This window comes from Flavobacterium panici (assembly GCF_024499525.1).
GTDB classification, from domain to species: Bacteria; Bacteroidota; Bacteroidia; order Flavobacteriales; family Flavobacteriaceae; genus Flavobacterium; species Flavobacterium panici.
In genome coordinates this window covers 4,569,008-4,588,109 of sequence record NZ_CP100437.1, presented here as the reverse complement: position 1 = coordinate 4,588,109, position 19,102 = coordinate 4,569,008, and the positions used below count along the sequence as shown (strand labels likewise).

Below are 19,102 nucleotides of genomic sequence, written 5' to 3'. Positions count from 1 at the left end.
GTGTAAAACCTATATTTGTATTTCATTAAATTTTAAAAATGGAAATATATTTAAGCAAGGTCGAACATTATTCAAAAGTCTTTAATCAAACCAGTAAAAGGTACAACAGCATAAGTCTTCTGCGACTTTTAAGCATATTTTTTTGTTTGTTTATGTTGTTTTATTATATCAAAACTAATGAAATTGGATATGCAGTAACTGCTTTTTTATCTTTTGCCGGTTTTCTTTTTTTAATGCGAATTCATTCGAAATTATCTTTTCAAAGAGAATTAACAAAAGCTATTTTAAAAATTAATGAAGATGAAATATCGTATTTAAAAAGAGAAAAACTTCCCTTTGAAAACGGAATTGAATTCAACGATTTTCATCACCCTTATGCTTATGATCTGGATATTTTTGGAGAACATTCCTTATTTCAAAATTTAAATCGAACCGCTGTTTTTATCGGTAAAAAGACATTAGCAGATAAATTATTAAGCTTATCATCTAATGAAGTTATTCTTGAAAATCAGGAAGCCATAAATGAATTAAAAACGAAGATAAACTGGCGTCAGGATTTTGAAGCTCTTGCCATTGTCAGTACTGACAGTAAAAGTGCTTATGACTCATTAATTCATTGGATTTCATTTAAAAATAATTCTTTATCTAAAGTTTTAATTTCACTTTCAATTATTCTTCCGATATTATTTTTTGGTTTTGTAATTGCTTATTTTATTACTTCAAAAGCAATACTTTTATCTTACGCGACTTATATTTTTATTTTCAATTTGATTGTTTTGGGAAGATCACTAAAGCGAATTCAATCTGAAATTACCAAGGCAGATAATATTGATAAAACTATTAAACACTATAGTTTATTAGTTCAAAAAATAGAACTAGAAAAATTTGAATCTAAAAAACTTATTGCATTACAAAAACAGTTAGTTTCTAAAAATATATCGGCAAGTTCTCATTTAAAACAATTGTCAGAGCTGTTTTCGAGAATGGATACGATAAGCAATTTTGTTACGGCTATTGTTTTTAACGGATCATTTTTATTTAACCTGCATGTTTTAAAAGCGCTTTTAAAATGGAAAGAAGATTATGCTCATGAACTGGAGAACTGGATTAATATTATTGGAGAATTTGAAGCTTTAAATAGTTTCGCAAATTTAGCGTTCAACAATGCAGATTTTGTTTTTCCGGAAATCAATTCAGAATATAAAATTGGATTTGAAAATTTAGGTCATCCGTTATTAAATCCAGCGACCAGAGTAGGGAATGATACTCATTTTTATCCGGAATCTTTTATGATTTTAACCGGATCTAATATGTCCGGAAAAAGTACTTTTTTAAGAAGTTTAGGAATCAATATGGTTCTTGGCGGAATTGGTTCAGTTGTTTGTGCCTCAAAAGCTAATATGCATCCACTTCCAGTTTTAGTTTCAATGCGATTATCTGATTCTTTAGCGGACAGTGAATCGTATTTCTTTGCAGAAATTAAGCGTTTAAAACAAATTATGGATGCCCTGGAAGAAGGCCCTGCTTTTGTTTTATTAGATGAGATTTTAAGAGGAACAAACTCTGATGATAAACGTAACGGAACTATTGAAGTGGTTAAAAAAGTAATTGCTAAAAAAGCAATAGGAGCCATTGCAACACACGATATCGAAGTCTGCTTAACAACCAACGAATATCCTCAAACTTTAACGAATCAATGTTTTGAAGTCGAAATTCAAAATAATGAACTTCATTTTGATTATAAACTCCGCAGCGGAATCTGTAAAAATAAAAGCGCGACTTTTTTAATGCAGAAGATGGGAGTTATATGATTTTAGATTTTAGAATATAGATTTTAGATTTTAGATTCGAGCTGAATGTTTTTTAACGCAAAGCACGCTAAGTTTTTTTTTGCAATAGTTTGTATTTACAATATGAAAAGTTCGCAAAGGTTTGTACTCACCAAGCTTTGCGAACTTTTTTTATAAAATTTTATATGCAAAAAACTTAGCGTGCTTTGCGTTAAAACTACACATTAAGTTTTTGTTTCAAATTTTGAAATAATAGTTAAATTAACATAAATCCAAGATGATTTTTTTTCAAAATAGGGATCAAAAAATAACTTAGAAACACATCAAAAGCTTATCAAATTATCACATTTACTATTAAAAACGTTATTATAGTCAAAATGGAAATAAGTGAGTAAAATACCGTGATTACTGATAATTCTGTTTTATTTTGGGAGAAAAAAATCATTTTTTTGAAAATAAATTTTACTAAAACGATTTTGTTAGTTTCGTTTGCTATATTTGCCATGTACTAAAATAGTCAAGAATATAAATAATACCTGATGAAAAAGATTACAATTAAAGATATTGCTAAACAGGCAGAGGTATCTATTTCTACAGTATCTTTTGTTATCAATGGTAAAGGAGAGAAAATGGCGATAAGTCCGCCGGTAATAAAAAAAGTTCAGGAGGTTGCTCAAAAACTTCAGTATAAACCAAGCATGATTGCGAGCAGTTTGCGAACTGGAAAAACAAGATCAATTGGACTTATTGTCGAAGATATAGCCAACCAGTTTTTTGCAGATTTAGCAAGAGTAATTGAAGATGAAGCAAAAAATATAGACTACAGGGTTTTTTATTGCAGTACAGGTGATGATAATGATCGATCTGAAGAATTAGTACAGAGTTTATTGCAGGCAAATGTTGAAGGATTTATTATTACACCAACAAAAAATTTAGAGCGAACCATTGGTATGCTTTTAAAAATGCAAAAGCCGGTTGTATTAATTGACAGATATTTTGCCAATCAAAAAGTAAGTCACGTCGCAATGGATAATTATGAAGGTTCTTATTCTGCTGTTAAGTATTTAATTGAAAAGGGCCGAAAAAATATAGCCGTTGTAAATATTAAAACTGGAATGATCCAGATGAAATTACGGGAAAAGGGATATATAGAAGCTTTAAAAGAAGAAGGAATTTATAATGAAAATTTTACGCTGCATTTAGAATATCAGGTAAGTGAAAAAAGCAGGATTGATTCTATTACAAAATTTTTTAAAGAAAATCCTGAGATTGATGCCGTATTGTTTTTGTCTAACTATTTGGGACTTGCCGGACTTCAGGCCTGCAGAATTTTAAATTATAAAATTCCGGAAGATATAGCAGTTATAAGTTTTGATGATCATGACAGTTTCGAACTCCATACGCCAATGATTTCAGTAATTGCTCAGCCTATTGAAGAAATAGCCGTAAAATCAATACAATTGCTGATGAGCCAAATGACAAATTATGAAGATTTTAAAATAGAAAAAGTTCTCAAAAAAGGAAAATTGATTATTAGGGAATCAGTTTAAGAGAAAAAAGTAAAAATAAGAAGAAGACTATTTTTTTAGTCATTTCACTAAATCGATTTAGTTAAAACAACCCTTGAATTTACTGGTGTTAACGCCGTATTTTAAGAAGTAGTTTTTTAAAGTAAAACCATAAGATAACACGTTTTTTGAATATTCACCGTATTGTCTGAAAGGTTATATATCCACAATTAAGTTCAAAATTTTATTAATTATTTAAACAAACACAAAACAAACAAACACAAACGAACAAAACAAAATCCAAAACCCAAACCAAAAAAAATGCTTATGAAACGAATATTAGCAGTGTTGGCAATCGTATTGTTGGGCAGCTTAAGTGCTGCGGCTCAAAACCGATTAATAACAGGCATAGTAACAGATGCAGAGAACAAAGGAATTGTTGCCGCATCAATCGAGGTTCAAGGAAAACCATTTAGTGCAATTACAGACGCCGAAGGGCGATTTAGAATGAATGTTCCTGAAGGTAAAGTTACCCTAAACATATCTTCAATAGGATTTGAGTCAAAGTCAGTAGTACTTCAGGAGAACGAAACAAGAGCTGCTGTTACTTTAACAGAAACTACACAAGAACTTAAGGATGTTGTAGTAACTTCTTTTGGAGTGAAAAAACAAAAGAAAAGTCTGGGTTATGCCGTAGGGGAACTTAAAGGCGAAGACCTGACAAAAAATAAAGAAATTAACTTAGGAAATGCTTTGCAAGGTAAAATTGCAGGGGTAAACGTTTCTGCTCCGGTTACAGGACCTTCTGGTTCAAGCCGTGTTGTTATTCGTGGAGCAACTTCTGCATCAGGGCTTAACCAGCCGTTGTATGTTGTAGACGGAATTCCAATTGACAATACGCAGCAAGGAAATGCAGGAATGTGGGGAGGTGCCGACAAGGGTGATGGTATGTCTTCTTTCAATCCAGATGATATTGCTTCGATGTCAGTATTAAAAGGTAGTGCCGCTTCTGCTCTTTATGGGTATAGAGGATCAAATGGTGTTATCTTAATTACTACTAAAAAAGGTAAAAACGGAACTGGAATTGGAGTTGATTTCAATACAAACTCAACTTTTAATACACCGGCAAGTCTTTTAAACTGGCAGGATCAATATGGTGCGGGAGCTCCAAATGCAAGCGGCGTTCCAACAAGATTTACAAATCTGCAGGAACTTAGAGACTCATACTATTTTGCTTGGGGTGACAAATATGACGGAACACCTTCTCTCGGTTTAGACGGTAAAACCAGACCATACCAGGCATACGGGAAAGATAATGTTGAAAATTTCTACAGAACCGGGTATTCTTTCAGTAATACTTTAGCACTTTCTGGAGGAAATGAAACAACTAATTTCAGATTGTCTTTCGGAAATACTAAAGATGAATCTATCATGCCAGGAACTACTTTTGGTAGAAATAACGTGGCTTTGAGTTTAAATTCTTCTCCAAATAAAAGTATCAGCATTGAAAGCAATGCACAATATATTTCCGAGAAAAGTCATAACAGACCTTATTTGAATGATTCGCCAAGAAACCCATCTTTCCCAACTACTTTCATGACCCCAGGTTCTGATATTAGATGGTTAAGCAATCCATACGATGCAAACGGAGGTGAAGAAGATTTCTTAGGAGCAAACGTATACCATACAAACCCTTACTTTGCTACAAAATCACCATTAAACGATGATCTTAGAAAACGTTTTATTGGTTCTGCAAAAGTAACTTATAATATTACAGATAAGATTTATGCGAAAGGTGTACTTGGAATTGATGATATCAACTACGAATACACTGAAATTGAACCAACTGGAATTAACTACAGTCCAGGCGGATCTATCGAAAACAGAATCGAAACCCGTTCTGAGGTAAATGCTTCAGGTTTCTTAGGATACAAAGGTAATATTGTTAAAAACCTTTCTTTAGATGCTTTCATTGGTGCAAACCGTCAACACAACAGATACAGCGGTATTAAAATGAAAGGAAACAACTTTATTGTTCCATTCGAATATTTCTACGGAAATACACAGCCGGACAAAACAGAAAAATTATTCTCTGAAAGTGAAGTAAACTCTCTTTTTTACTCTGCTGATATTGGATACAAAGATTTCTTATATGTAAGTTTAACAGGTCGTGAGGATTGGTTTTCAACTTTAGATCCTAAAAACAACAGCACATTTTATCCTTCTGTAAGTTCAAGTTTTATTTACTCTGAAGTTATAGGTCTTCCTGAATGGATTTCTTATGGTAAATTCAGAGCGGGGTGGGGTAACGTTGGAGGTGCATTGCCAGAAGCTTATGCTTTAGCATTGACTTATACTACTCCAGACGGACAAACGGATTCTTTAGGACAGCCAATTTTAGGAGTTAACGGAGAAACAATTCCAAACAGAACTTTGAAACCTTACAATGTAAGTACAATAGAATTTGGTTTTGAAAATACATTCTTCAATAACAGAGTAAGTACAGATTTGACTTTCTATCACAAGAAAACAACAAATGATATTACAGATGCTGACGTTTCTCAAGCTTCTGGTTACAGAACTACAAAAATCAATGTTGGAGAAATCCTGAACAAAGGGGTGGAGTTTGCTATTAATGTAAAAGCAATAAAAACACCAAGTTTTGCTTGGAGCATAGGTTATAATTTTGCTTATAATGATAGTGAAGTTATCAGCCTTTCTGATAAAATTACAACAAAATCATTAGAAGGAAACAGAGACGGTAGAGCTAACGTAGTTTTAGAAAAAGGACAGCCTTTTGGAGTTATTAAAGCGTATGATTATTTAAGAGATGCAAGCGGAAACATTGTATTGGATACAAACGGTAAATTCATGAGGGGAGATTTGATCATTGCCGGACAAGGTGTTGCGCCAACTTCAATGGGACTTTCAAATGATTTCTCTTATAAAAATTTCACACTTTCGGTTTTTGTTGATGCTAAATTTGGAGGAGAAATCTATTCTGCTACAAACCAGTTAGGAGCTCGTTACGGATTATCTGAAATCACACTTCCAGGTCGTGAAGGCGGTGTGGCAGTAAGTGGAAGAGATGTAAACGGAAACCCGGTTAACACAACAGTTTCTGCATACGATTACTGGAGAAGTTATAGTGATGTAACGTCAAACTTTGTATACGATGCTGATTTTGTGAAACTAAGAGCGATTTCTTTTGCTTACAATTTCCCAAAAATGTTTTTACAAAAAACACCATTCCAGTCTGTTAGTTTAGCATTTTCTGCTCATAATTTATGGACAATTTATGACAAAGTGCCAAATATTGATCCAGAGTCAAACTATTCTAATAGTAATGCACAAGGTATGGAGAGAGCTTCAATGCCATTGACAAGAAACTATGGTTTTTCTCTTAATGTCAAATTCTAATACTAATAAAAATGAAAAATAGATATATAAAAATATTTTGTGTCGCAATTGTTAGTGCATTGACATTAGCTTCGTGCGATAAAGGATTCGAAGAAATGAATAAGAATCCAAATGCTTTAACAGATCCGGCTGTAAAATCAATGTTTACACTTGCAGAGATTTATGTTGACGGACAGGATTTTTCTAATACCAGAGGAAATAACTTATACGCAGCACAAATCGTACAGCAGTTTTCTTCCCTTGGAGGACCAGGTTCTAAGTACACGTATTCTTCTGAATATTCAGCGGCTCTTTTTGGAGAAACATACGGAAAAGGATTAAATCAGATTTTCCAGTTATTATCTGTAATAGATAATACTCCTGAAAATTCAAACATGATTCAGGCTTGTAGAATCATGAAAGTTTTCTTGTTCCAAAAATTGACAGATACGTATGGTGAAGTTCCTTATTTCGAAGCTGGAAAAGGATATAACGGAAACGTTTTTTCTCCAAAATATGATACTCAGGAAGCTATTTACAATGATCTTTTAAAAGAATTAGATGAAGCCGGAACTGCACTTGATGCAACAAAACCTTTTGTGGGCAATGCCGATTTGTATTACCAAAGTGATGTTGCAAGATGGAAAAAATTAGCAAACTCTTTAATGTTGAGAGTAGCAATGCGTTTGTCTAAAGTAAATCCTGCGAAAGCAAAAGAATATGTAGAAAAAGCATACTCAAAAGGAGTTTTTACTTCAAACGATGACAGTTTAGTTTTAAAACACGATGCAGGTCCTGCTGGGGTTAAAACAAACCCAATTACTTCTTCATGGGTTAGAAATGACTTAAACGGTGGTGAATCAAACATCAAATTCAGTAAAACATTCATCGATTTGTTGAAAAATACAAACGATCCGCGTTTAAGAATTTATGCAAAACTTGAAGCAACAGGAGATAACAATCCTGCAAATCAGCAAGGTTTGGCTAATGATGCAAAAGAATTTCCTGGAGGAGACAAAAAACTTTTCTCAGATCCTAATACATCAACAGTATTGCGTTTAGACGCTCCTACATTAATTATGTCTTACGCAGAAGTTCAATTTATTTTGGCAGAAGCTTCAGTAAAAGGATGGAATGTTGGCGGATCTGCACAGACTTATTACGAAAACGGAGTAAGAGCTGCGATGAATATTTTAACGATTTTTGGAGATAAAGTGCCTGCAGTTACACCAGCAGAATACAACACTTACATCACAACATATCCTTTTAAAACTGCTGGAACAGATGCACAAAAAATTGAGCAGATTATTACACAAAAATGGATTGTTTTATTATTCAATGGTTTTGAAGCTTTTTCAGAATACAGAAGAACTGGTTACCCAGTATTAGTTCCGGTTAATGACCCAACAGGAGATACTAAGGGAACTATTCCAAGAAGATTAATTTATGATCAGTCAGAGCTTGTAACAAACGCGGCTAATTATAGAGAAGCAATTCAACGTCAAGGTTTAGATTTAATGACCACTAGAATCTGGTGGGATAAATAATTTTTAAATTGGTTGGTTAGTTAAAATAAGTCGGGTACTGAGCATGCCCGGCTTATTTTTAAATCTCTTTATAAATGTGCCCATAACAATCCGTATTAAATGAGTTTGATTTATTGATTTTAATACCTTTTTTTTCGCAAAAGCAAAGAGTGCTCTGCTGAAAAAGATGGGATTATTTTCAAAAATTAAAAAAATCTCAGAACAATACAGATGTTTAAAGTTCATTGATAATCAGAATTAAAAACAACATAAATCAAATTAAAAGCATACATAAGGCAGTAGTAAAAGAAAATATTTCCAGTTGTTTTTTTGAGTTAATAACGAAAAATAAATTCTGAGGAGAAGGAATAACTTTAGTACGTTCAATTCCTTCTCTAAGCTGCCAAATGATTAAATTGTTATACCTTTTTTAGTACTTTTAAAAGGTATAAATAGTATTAGAATAAAATGAATTTTCAAACAAAACTTCTTTGGATAATCTTCGTTTGTCTTTCAAATTTTTCATTGGCAGCTTTCGCTCAAAATGTTGATTTGAAGAACAATTGGAGTTATCGGGAAGAAAAAACACAAAAGTGGTTTCCAGCGAGAGTTCCGGGAGAAATCCATACCGATTTACTCAACAATAAATTAATTCCGGACCCATTTTACAGGGACAACGAAAAAAAGTTATTGTGGATAGAACGTAAAAACTGGGAATATAAAACCACATTTAAGGCAACAGCAGCAATGCTGAAAAAGAAAAATACAGAATTGGTTTTTGACGGATTAGATACGTATGCATCTGTATATTTAAATAATCAGCTGGTTTTAAAAGCCGATAATATGTTTCGTCAATGGCGTGTTGATGTTAAAAAAGTACTCAAATCTGGCGATAATAATTTAGTTATAGTATTTCAATCGGCACAAAATGTTGTGGATTCACTGGCTAAAAAAGATCTGCCTTTTAAAATTCCAGACAATGCGCGTGCTTATGTTCGCAAAGCGCAGTATCATTTTGGATGGGATTGGGGACCAAAATTCACAACATGCGGAATTTGGAAAACACCGAGGCTTGAAGCTTATGACGAAAAAACTCCAGAGAAACCATACGTTCTTAATCGCAAAATAGAATTAGTACAAGAACCGGATAGTTTGGGCCGATCTTTTTATTTTAAAATTGATGGAAAACCGGTTTATATGAAAGGTGCCAATTATATTCCGTCAGATGCATTTCTTTCTCGGGTAACCAAAAAAGAATACGAAAAAGTAATTTTATCTGCGAAAGATGCCAATATGAATATGCTTCGTGTTTGGGGCGGCGGAATTTATGAAGAGGATTATTTTTATGATTTATGCGATAAATACGGCATTAATGTCTGGCAGGATTTTATGTTTGCCGGCACAATGGTTCCCGGAGATAAAGCATTTTTTGATAATGTAAAAGAAGAAGTGCAATATCAGGTAAAACGTCTGCGTCATCATCCAAGTATCGTTTTGTGGTGTGGCAATAACGAATCTGATGAAGCCTTTAAAAACTGGGGATGGATGAGAAGTATGAAATTGTCAAAACAAGATTCAACCCGTTTGTGGCACGATTACGTTCGTTTATTTCACGATAGTATTCCAAAATGGATCAAAGAAGTCGATGATAAACGTCCGTACTTAAGTTCTTCACCTTTACATCATTGGTCCAAACAAAAAAGTATTACCGAAGGAGACAGCCATTATTGGGGCTTATGGTGGGGATTAGACGATATTGAATCAGTACAGAAAAAAACAGGACGATTTGTAAGTGAATATGGAATGTTGTCTATGCCGAATTATTCTTCTACAGAAAATTTCACATTGCCAGTAGACCGACATTTATATTCAGATGTAATAAAAGCGCATCAAAAATCAAATAAAGGATTTATAAAACTGAATTCGTATTTGAACCGATATTTTATCGATTCAACCAAAATAAAAAAGATGAATGTGGAAGATTATACGTACCTGACACAATGTTTACAGTATTATACAATAAAAAATATCGTAGGTATTCATCGGTCTAAAGCGCCCTATAATATGGGAACTTTAGTCTGGCAGTTAAACGACTGCTGGCCCGTTGCAAGCTGGAGCATAACGGATTATGATAACCGACAGCCAAGAGCGGCCTGGTATGCCATTCGGGAAGCGTACAGAGATGATAAAACGCCAGAAATCGATCTTACACGCCCAATAGATTTAAAATTAGAAGACCCGAAAATAAGCTGGCAGATAAAAGGAAATAAAGTATTTTTAAAAGCCCAAAAGCAAGCAAAATATGTTTACATTTCCATCAAAGGATATACCGGAAAATGGAGTGATAATTATATAGATTTAGCCGCTGGAGAAGAGAAAATAATTTCATTTGAAGGAAAAATTGTTAATCCAGAGATTAAAGTTTTCTCATTATATGAGGTTTTAAAGAGGTACTAAGGTTCTAAGTTGCTAAGAAAGGGACAAAGGTTCAAAGGGGCAAAGCGACAAAGGTTTTCCGTAGAGACGCACAGCAGTGCGTCTAACACAAAGAAATTAAAAGATTGGTGTAACTCAGTTTGATCCGTATCATCCGTGGGCTAAACCAATATAATAAAAGTGACAAAGATTTTCCGTAGAGACGCACAGCAGTGCGTCTAACACAAAGAAATTAAAAGATTGGTGTAACTCAGTTTGATCCGTATCATCCGCGGGCTAAACCAATATAATAAAAGTGACAAAGGTTTTCCGTAGAGACGCACAGCAGTGCGTCTAACACAAAGAAATTAAAAAACATTTGCGTCAATCTGTTTAATCCGTTTCATCAGTGGGCTAAAACAATACGAAATCAAAAATAAAAATAAATGAGAATAATATTTAGCAGCTTTTTAGCTTTAAACCTATTTTTTGCCAATCCGGTAATATCACAGCATAAAAAGACAAAACACAAAAAACAAACAAAAACGACAGACATAAATTACACACAATATGTAAATCCGTTGATAGGTTCAGCAGGTCACGGTCACGTATTTGTAGGTGCTAATGTTCCGTTTGGAGCTGTGCAATTAGGACCAGTAAATGTTTTTGAAGGCTGGGATTGGTGCAGCGGATACAATTATGCCAGTAACACCATTTTAGGTTTTACGCACACCCACTTAAGCGGAACAGGAATTGGAGATTTAAATGATATTTTACTTTTGCCTGTTTCAGGAAAAGTGGCGCTTACCAAAGGAACAAAAGAAGACATGACAACAGGTTATGGCTCTTATTTCTCTCATAATAATGAAATTGTTAAACCAGGATATTACAGCGTTTTATTAGATAAATACAATATCAAAGCAGAATTAACAGCGAGCGAAAGAGTAGGTTTCCACAAATACACTTTCAACTCAGACGATGATGCTCATATTTTAATTGATCTTGCAGACGGAATTGGCTGGGACAGACCCGTAAAAACCTTTATAAGAAAAGTTGATGAAACTAAAATTGAAGGTTACCGTTATTCTGCAGGCTGGGCAGCAGATCAGCGTATTTATTTTTCTATGGAATTTTCTGAACCAATTGCAAATCTTACTTTATACGACAGTACTGCTGTGGTAAGAGGTCATGGAGGTGAAGGTTTAAAAATGAAAGCAGTATTAGATTTTGCTGCCTTAAAAAACAAACAAGTTCTGGTAAAAGTTGGAATATCTCCGGTAAGTTCAGAGAATGCTGCAGCGAATGTTAAAGCAGAAATTCCGTCTTGGGATTTCGATAAAACAGTAAAAGAAGCGAATTCAAAATGGAATAAAGAGCTTAATAAAATTCAGATAAAAGGAGACGAAAAAACAATGAAAGTTTTCTATACTTCCTTGTATCATACCATGTTTGCGCCATCTATTTTCAATGATGCCAATGGAGATTATCTCGGAACAGATAAAAAAGTCTACGAAAAAGCAAATTTTACAAACTACACTACTTTTTCACTTTGGGATACATATCGCGGTTTACATCCTTTATACACGATTACGCAGCCGGAAAAAATTAATGATATTGTTAAATCATTTTTGGCGATTTATCAGCAGCAAGGAAGATTACCGGTTTGGCATTTAATGGGTAATGAAACCAACACAATGAACGGAAATCATTCAATTGCTGTTATTGTCGATGCATACTTAAAAGGTTGCCGAGATTATGATACCGAATTAGCTTACGAAGCCATCAAAAAAACAGCCATGCAAACTCGCGACGGAATGGATTATGTTCAAAAATTAGAATATATCCCAGCCGATAAAATGCTGGAATCTGTTGGAAATGCGCTTGAATATGCAATCGACGATTATTGCATTGCACAAATGGCAAAAGCCTTAAATAAAACGGAAGATTACGCTTATTTCACGAAAAGAGCCAATTTATACAAACTTTATTTTGATAAAGAAACCGCTTTCATGAGAGGTAAATTAACCAATGGAAAATGGAGAACACCATTTAATCCGCTTTCATCAGCACACCGAAAAGATGATTATGTAGAAGGAAATGCGTGGCAGTATACTTGGTTGGTTCCTCAGGATCCGTATGGTTTAATCGATTTGTTTGGAAGCGAAGAAAGCTTTTTAAACAAACTGGATTCTTTATTTTTAATAACCGATAAAGTAGAAGGAGAAGATGTTTCACCAGATATCAGCGGTTTAATAGGGCAGTACGCTCATGGAAATGAACCCAATCATCATATTCCGTATTTGTATGCTTTTGCAGGTCAGCCTTGGAAAACGGCAAAATTAATTCGTGAAATCGATGATAAATTTTACTCCACAAAACCAGACGGATTATGCGGTAATGAAGATTTAGGTCAAATGTCGGCTTGGTATGTTTTATCTTCAATGGGATTTTATTCTGTAAATCCCGCAAACGGAATTTACGTTTTAGGAAGCCCGTTAGTAAATTCAGCAGTTATAAATTATAAAAAAGGAATTTCATTTAAAATAAATGCAATTGATAACAGCGCAGATAATATTTACATTCAAAGAGCAGAGTATAATGGAAACCCATATACAAAATCATATATCACACAAGAAATGATAGCTCAAGGCGGAGAATTGAAATTATATATGGGAAGCAAGCCTTCGTTGACATTTGGAGTAAAAAGAGAAAACAGACCTAATTGATTTTAGATTTTAGAGTGTAGATTTTAGATTTAAGAAGTAAGACCATTCGGTTTCCTGCAAGGTTTTTAAAACCTTGTAGGTATAAAGTTAAAGTTCAGTTTAAAGCCTAAAGCCTATAGCATAAAAAAACAAAAACTATGAAAATAAAAAGTTTAATTTTTTTTGGATTAATACAGTATTGCATTTCTGTAAATGCACAAGTTAAAGAGCCCGTAGAATATGTAAACCCGTTAATGGGAACGCAGTCACTGCATAATCTTTCCAACGGAAATACCTATCCCGCAATCTGCAGACCTTGGGGAATGAATTTCTGGACACCGCAAACCGGAAAAATGGGCGACGGATGGGCGTATACGTATACCGCAGAAAAAATCAGAGGGTTTAAGCAAACGCATCAGCCTTCACCATGGATGAATGATTACGGTCAGTTTTCGATTATGCCTGTTAGTGGTAAATTGGCTTTCGCCGAAGATGAACGTGCGAGTTGGTTCAGTCATAAAGCAGAAGTTTCTAAGCCCTATTATTACAGCGTTTATCTGGCTGATTATGATGTAATAACAGAAATTACAACAACCGAAAGAGCAGCACATTTTCAGATTACATTTCCTGAAAACGAAAAATCTTCAATTGTAATTGATGCATTCGACAAAGGATCTTATATAAAAATAATTCCGTCAGAAAATAAAATTATTGGTTATACAACCCGTAATAGCGGCGGTGTTCCTCAAAACTTCAAAAACTATTTTGTTTTAGTATTTGATAAACCATTTGCAACAAATTATACTTGTATTGATAGAGTTTTGATTAAAGATAAATTAGAAGCAGTTGGACTTCATACTGGCGCAATAGTGGAGTTTAAAACTAAAAAAGGAGAAAAAGTAAACGTAAAAGTAGCTTCCTCTTTTATAAGCCCGGAACAAGCAGAACTGACTTTAAAGAATGAATTAGGTTCAGCATCTTTTGAAGAAACTTTGGCACAATCTAAAAACGAATGGAATAAAGTTTTAGGAAAAATTACGGTTGAAGATACAAATGAAGATCAATTAAAAACTTTTTATTCTTGTTTATATCGTACCGTTTGTTTTCCTCAAAAACAATATGAAATAAATAAAGATGGCGAAATTGTGCATTACAGCCCATATAATGGAAAAGTTTTACCGGGATATATGTATGCAGGAACTGGCTTTTGGGATACATTCCGTGCCTTATATCCTTTATTAAATTTAGTTTATCCTTCTATAAATAAAGAAATGCAAGAAGGTTTAATAAACGATTATAAAGAAGGCGGATTTTTGCCGGAATGGTCAAGTCCGGGCTTTAGAAATGTTATGGTCGGGAATAATTCTGCCTCTGTAGTTTCTGATGCTTATATGAAAGGACTACGCGGTTATGACATTAATACTTTATATGAAGCTTTGCAGCACGGAGCTAATAATGAAGGTCCGCTGGAAGCTGTAGGCAGAAAAGGAGTACAGTATTACAATACTTTAGGATACGTTCCTTACGATGTTGAGATTAATGAAAATGCAGCCAGAACACTTGAATATGCTTATGATGATTTTGCAATCTGGAAATTAGCCAAAGCTTTAGATCGCCCGAAAAAAGAAATTAATCTGCTTGAAAAGCGAATGATGAATTATAAAAAGCTATTTAATCCATCTATCGGATTAATGAGCGGACGTAATAAAGACGGCAGTTTTCCACCCAATTTTAATCCGTTCAAATGGGGAGACGCTTTTACAGAAGGAAACAGCTGGCATTACAGCTGGAGCGTATTTCACGACATTCAGGGTTTAATTGATTTGATGGGCGGCGAGAAAAAATTCACTTCAAAATTAGATGCTGTATTTACAACGCCTCCGGTTTTTGATGATACTTATTACGGTTCTGTTATTCATGAAATTCGAGAAATGCAAATCATGAATATGGGGCAGTATGCACACGGAAATCAGCCAATTCAGCATATGATTTATTTATACAATTATGCAGGCGAACCTTGGAAAACGCAATATTGGTCAAGAGAAGTTATGAACCGTTTGTACAAACCAACTCCAGATGGATATTGCGGAGATGAAGATAACGGACAGACTTCCGCCTGGTATATTTTCTCTGCAATGGGATTTTATCCGGTTTGTCCCGCAACAGAAGAATACGTTTTAGGTGCGCCATTATTTAAGAAAACAACTTTACAGCTTGAAAATGGAAAACAGCTTATTATAAATGCCCCAAATAATTCAGATGTAAGCAAATATGTAAATGAATTGAAATGGGATAATTCATCTTATACTAAAAACTATATCAATCATTTTGATGTATTAAAAGGCGGAGAATTGAATTTTGATATGACAAGTTCTCCAAATTTAAAAAGAGGTACAACATCAGAAGCGTATCCATATTCTTATTCAACTTCAAAGTAAAATTTATGCAGTCACGTAGAAAATTTATAAAAAATACAGGAATTTTTTCCGCAGGATTATTAGCGCTTCAAACGGATGTTTTTGGATTTAATTCAGATGCATTTCAGTTTCCTTTAAAAGATTTTATCAGTAAAAGACCTCCGCTTGCCGAAAGAAAATTTACAAGTAAAGCAGTCGAAGCGGCAATTGTGAGAATCAAAAAACAAATAGCAAACCCAGAATTGGCCTGGTTATTTGAAAACTGCTTTCCAAATACATTAGACACTACAGTCGATTTTGAAATTATTGACGGAAAACCAGATACATACGTAATTACAGGAGATATTGATGCAATGTGGCTTCGTGATAGTACAGCGCAGATTTGGCCTTATATTCCATTTGTAAAAGAAGATCCAAAACTGGCAGAATTGGTGAAAGGAGTAATCAACCGTCAGGCGAAATGTATTTTGCTTGATCCTTATGCGAATGCTTTTTATAAAGATTTCACCAAAGAAAGCGAATGGAAAAATGACTTAACAAAAATGCAGCCCGGAATTCACGAAAGAAAATGGGAAATTGACAGTTTGTGTTACCCAGTTCGATTAGCACACGGATACTGGAAAGAAACCGGAGATATTAGTTTGTTTGATGCCAAATGGAAAGAAGCGATGCTTTTGATTCTGCAGACTTTTAAAGAACAACAAAGACTGGACGGAAAAGGCGGCCCGTATAGTTTTCAGCGTCAAACTGCCTGGGCTACAGATGGAGTTCCGTTAGGCGGTTACGGCTATCCTGTAAAACCTTGTGGATTAATCGTTTCTACTTTTAGACCAAGTGACGACAGTACTTTGTTTGGATATTTAATTCCAAGCAATATGTTCGCAATTGAAATATTAGATTATTTGATTGAAATTTTCTCTTTACCGGCTTTGAAAGACAATGATTTAGTTGCCAAAGCTACAGAGTTAAGAGATCAGGTCCAAAAAGGTTTAAAAGAAAACGGAATTATAGAACATCCAAAATTCGGAAAAATCATTGCTTTCGAAGTAAATGGATTTGGCAGTTTTCATATGATGGATGATGCTAATGTTCCTTCATTGTTATCACTTCCATATTTAGGTGCGATTGCTCCAAATGATCCTTTATATCTAAATACACGTAAAGTTGTTCTTTCAGAAAACAACCCGTTTTTCTATAAAGGAAAAGCCGGAGAAGGAATTGGCGGCCCGCATACCGGAGTTGATACAATCTGGCCATTGAGTATTGTTTTGAGAGCGATTACAAGTGTAGACGAAAATGAAATTAAAACATGCATCAGCAATTTGATTAAAACAAATGCCGATACCGGATTTATGCACGAATCCTTTCATAAAGATGATGTAAACAAATTTACCCGTAAATGGTTTGCATGGGCAAATACATTATTTGGAGAAATGATTGTACACACGAGTATTCATTATCCTCAAATTTTAAAAGATAAAAATATCTAGTACTAAAAAGTTAAACGATTAAAAATGAATACATCATATGCCATAGGGCTAGATATAGGAGGAACACATATTACCGCAGCAGTTATCAATAAAACAGAAATGAAAGTGATGGAACTTTCATTATATAAAGAATCATTCGACTCTAATTTACCTGTAAATCAAGTAATAACTATTTGGAAAAAAGTCATTAATACAGCAATTGAAAATTCAAAAATTGAAAATATTACAGGAATTGCCGTTTGTATGCCCGGCCCATTTGATTATGAAAAAGGGATTTGCTGGATTAAAGATCAATCTAAATACGAACATTTCTACGGATTGAATGTTAGAGAATTACTTTTAGAAAGTCTTAATTTTCCAAATGATTTTCCGGTGCTTTTTGAAAATGACGCTGTTTGTTTTGGAAAAGGAGAAGTTTTTAAGCAGCAGGAAAATCTTTCTAAAAAAGTAATGGCAGTTACTTTAGGGACTGGTTTAGGAGCTTGTTTTATTGACAAAGGAGTATCAATAAGTACAGGAAACCAAGTGCCAGCAGATGGGGAAATTTACAATTTGGAATATAAAGAAGGTATTGCCGAAGATTATGTTTCTGTGAGAGGCCTTTTATCTCATTATAAAACGTTAAGTGGTTTTTCGCTTAAAAATGGTTTAGAACTTTATGATTTAGCTAAAAATGGAGATCAGCAGGCTGTAAAAGTATTTGAAACAATGGGAGAAGATTTGGCTGAAGTTGCAATTCCGTGGATAAAGAATTTCTCGGCAGAGCATATTATTATTGGCGGTAAAATAGCCAATGCTAGCGATTTATTCATGTCTTCATTTAATAAAACCATAAAAGAATCAGGTTTAGAAATACAAATTTCTATTTCTACAGATAATGAAATTGCGGCCTTATTAGGCGCAGTAAGTTTTCTACGCGATTAGATTAAAACAAAAACGGATGAGCAATTTACTCATCCGTTTTGTTTTACTATTTCAATTTAATTATTTTAAACCTTCTTTGATTGTCTGAACAAAAGCTTCAACTGGCTGAGCGCCCGAAACGGCATATTTTCGGTCAAAAACAAAAAACGGAACTCCTTGCACGCCAATTTCCTGCGCTTCTTTAATATCGCTTTGAACTTCTTTTAAATATAAACTTTCGCTTTGCAAAACTTCCAAAACATCATTTTTATTCAATCCAGCTTTTTCAGCTAATTCAATTAAAGTTGGGCCGTCGTTTAAGTCTCTTCCTTCTGTAAAATAAGCTTTAAAGAAGATTTCCTCCATTTCATCGCCTAATTTTTTAGTCTTAGCCAATTGAATAATTCTATGTGCTTCTAAAGAATTTGAAATAACTGCTTTATCAAAGTTATAATCTAAACCAGCACTTTTAGCACGTTCTGCCACACCTTTATGCATTTCTCTTGATTGTTCAACAGACATGCCTTTTCGTTCCGCTAAATACGTATAAACGTCTTTTTCTGGTTGTGGCGTAATAGTTGGGTCAAGCTGAAAGCTTTTCCACTCAATTTCAAATTCATTATTTGGAAATTCAGCTAAAGCCGTTTCCAACTGTCTTTTTCCGATATAACAAAACGGACACATGATGTCCGACCAAATTTCTATTTTCATTTTACAAAGTTAAAAAAAATGTTTCAGGTTTAAAGTTTCAGGTTTCAGGTTTTAAGCTGTGCGTATAATTTTTAACGCAAAGCACGCTAAGATTTTTTTTAAGTTAGGTTTTTATAAAACCGCTAAGTTCGCAAAGCTTTGTGTAAATCTAGCTTTGCGAACTTAGCGCATTGTAAATGCATCTATATCAAAAAATCTTAGCGGGCTTTGCGTTAAAAAAACAACATAAAGTTTAACT

At 34.0% G+C, this 19,102-nt stretch carries 10 protein-coding genes; 9 read left to right on the top strand and 1 reads right to left on the bottom strand.

Annotated elements, in window-relative coordinates; genetic code table 11:
• Positions 1-38: 38 nt before the first annotated feature.
• The 9 genes from NLJ00_RS19420 (at position 39) to NLJ00_RS19380 (ending at position 18,174) form a co-directional block, all read left to right on the top strand.
• The gene (locus NLJ00_RS19420) at positions 39-1,811 is read left to right on the top strand and encodes a MutS-related protein (protein WP_256635035.1); all 1,773 of its coding nucleotides are present in this window, start codon (positions 39-41) and stop codon (positions 1,809-1,811) included.
• A 518-nt stretch (positions 1,812-2,329) separates the two neighbouring features.
• On the top strand, positions 2,330-3,340 hold the full coding sequence (locus NLJ00_RS19415) for a LacI family DNA-binding transcriptional regulator (protein WP_180860568.1): 1,011 nt from the start codon (positions 2,330-2,332) through the stop codon (positions 3,338-3,340).
• 285 nt (positions 3,341-3,625) lie between these two features.
• Positions 3,626-6,718, top strand: coding sequence for a SusC/RagA family TonB-linked outer membrane protein (locus tag NLJ00_RS19410; protein WP_256635034.1), 3,093 nt, complete (start codon positions 3,626-3,628; stop codon positions 6,716-6,718).
• 11 nt (positions 6,719-6,729) lie between these two features.
• Positions 6,730-8,244 (top strand): SusD/RagB family nutrient-binding outer membrane lipoprotein, encoded by a 1,515-nt coding sequence (locus NLJ00_RS19405; RefSeq protein ID WP_256635033.1) that lies wholly within the window; start codon positions 6,730-6,732, stop codon positions 8,242-8,244.
• 447 nt (positions 8,245-8,691) lie between these two features.
• Positions 8,692-10,680: a beta-mannosidase gene (locus NLJ00_RS19400; RefSeq protein ID WP_256635032.1), complete on the top strand. Its 1,989-nt coding sequence runs from the start codon at positions 8,692-8,694 to the stop codon at positions 10,678-10,680.
• Positions 10,681-11,084: 404 nt separating this feature from the next.
• Complete coding sequence (locus NLJ00_RS19395; RefSeq protein ID WP_053472662.1) at positions 11,085-13,364, top strand: GH92 family glycosyl hydrolase; 2,280 nt, start codon at positions 11,085-11,087, stop codon at positions 13,362-13,364.
• A gap of 137 nt (positions 13,365-13,501) precedes the next feature.
• Positions 13,502-15,781: a GH92 family glycosyl hydrolase gene (locus NLJ00_RS19390; protein WP_053472661.1), complete on the top strand. Its 2,280-nt coding sequence runs from the start codon at positions 13,502-13,504 to the stop codon at positions 15,779-15,781.
• 5 nt (positions 15,782-15,786) lie between these two features.
• Positions 15,787-17,250 carry a glycoside hydrolase family 125 protein gene (locus tag NLJ00_RS19385; protein ID WP_053472660.1) on the top strand — a complete coding sequence of 488 codons (1,464 nt, stop codon included), beginning with the start codon at positions 15,787-15,789 and terminating at the stop codon, positions 17,248-17,250.
• 24 nt (positions 17,251-17,274) lie between these two features.
• Positions 17,275-18,174, top strand: a complete 900-nt coding sequence (locus tag NLJ00_RS19380) for an ROK family protein (protein WP_256635031.1) — start codon at positions 17,275-17,277, stop codon at positions 18,172-18,174.
• Between the two features lie 60 nt (positions 18,175-18,234).
• Here NLJ00_RS19380 and NLJ00_RS19375 read toward each other — a convergent pair whose 3' ends face one another.
• A complete protein-coding gene (locus tag NLJ00_RS19375) occupies positions 18,235-18,864 on the bottom strand; it encodes a DsbA family oxidoreductase (protein WP_256635030.1) in 630 nt (209 codons plus the stop codon).
• Positions 18,865-19,102 lie beyond the last annotated feature (238 nt).

Bases quoted from the DNA above. Each gene is read 5' to 3' on its own strand.
- NLJ00_RS19420 (WP_256635035.1), top strand. From the start codon at position 39: ATGGAAATATATTTAAGCAAGGTCGAACATTATTCAAAAGTCTTTAAT.
- NLJ00_RS19415 (WP_180860568.1), top strand. From the start codon at position 2,330: ATGAAAAAGATTACAATTAAAGATATTGCTAAACAGGCAGAGGTATCT.
- NLJ00_RS19410 (WP_256635034.1), top strand. From the start codon at position 3,626: ATGAAACGAATATTAGCAGTGTTGGCAATCGTATTGTTGGGCAGCTTA.
- NLJ00_RS19405 (WP_256635033.1), top strand. From the start codon at position 6,730: ATGAAAAATAGATATATAAAAATATTTTGTGTCGCAATTGTTAGTGCA.
- NLJ00_RS19400 (WP_256635032.1), top strand. From the start codon at position 8,692: ATGAATTTTCAAACAAAACTTCTTTGGATAATCTTCGTTTGTCTTTCA.
- NLJ00_RS19395 (WP_053472662.1), top strand. From the start codon at position 11,085: ATGAGAATAATATTTAGCAGCTTTTTAGCTTTAAACCTATTTTTTGCC.
- NLJ00_RS19390 (WP_053472661.1), top strand. From the start codon at position 13,502: ATGAAAATAAAAAGTTTAATTTTTTTTGGATTAATACAGTATTGCATT.
- NLJ00_RS19385 (WP_053472660.1), top strand. From the start codon at position 15,787: ATGCAGTCACGTAGAAAATTTATAAAAAATACAGGAATTTTTTCCGCA.
- NLJ00_RS19380 (WP_256635031.1), top strand. From the start codon at position 17,275: ATGAATACATCATATGCCATAGGGCTAGATATAGGAGGAACACATATT.
- NLJ00_RS19375 (WP_256635030.1), bottom strand. From the start codon at position 18,864: ATGAAAATAGAAATTTGGTCGGACATCATGTGTCCGTTTTGTTATATC.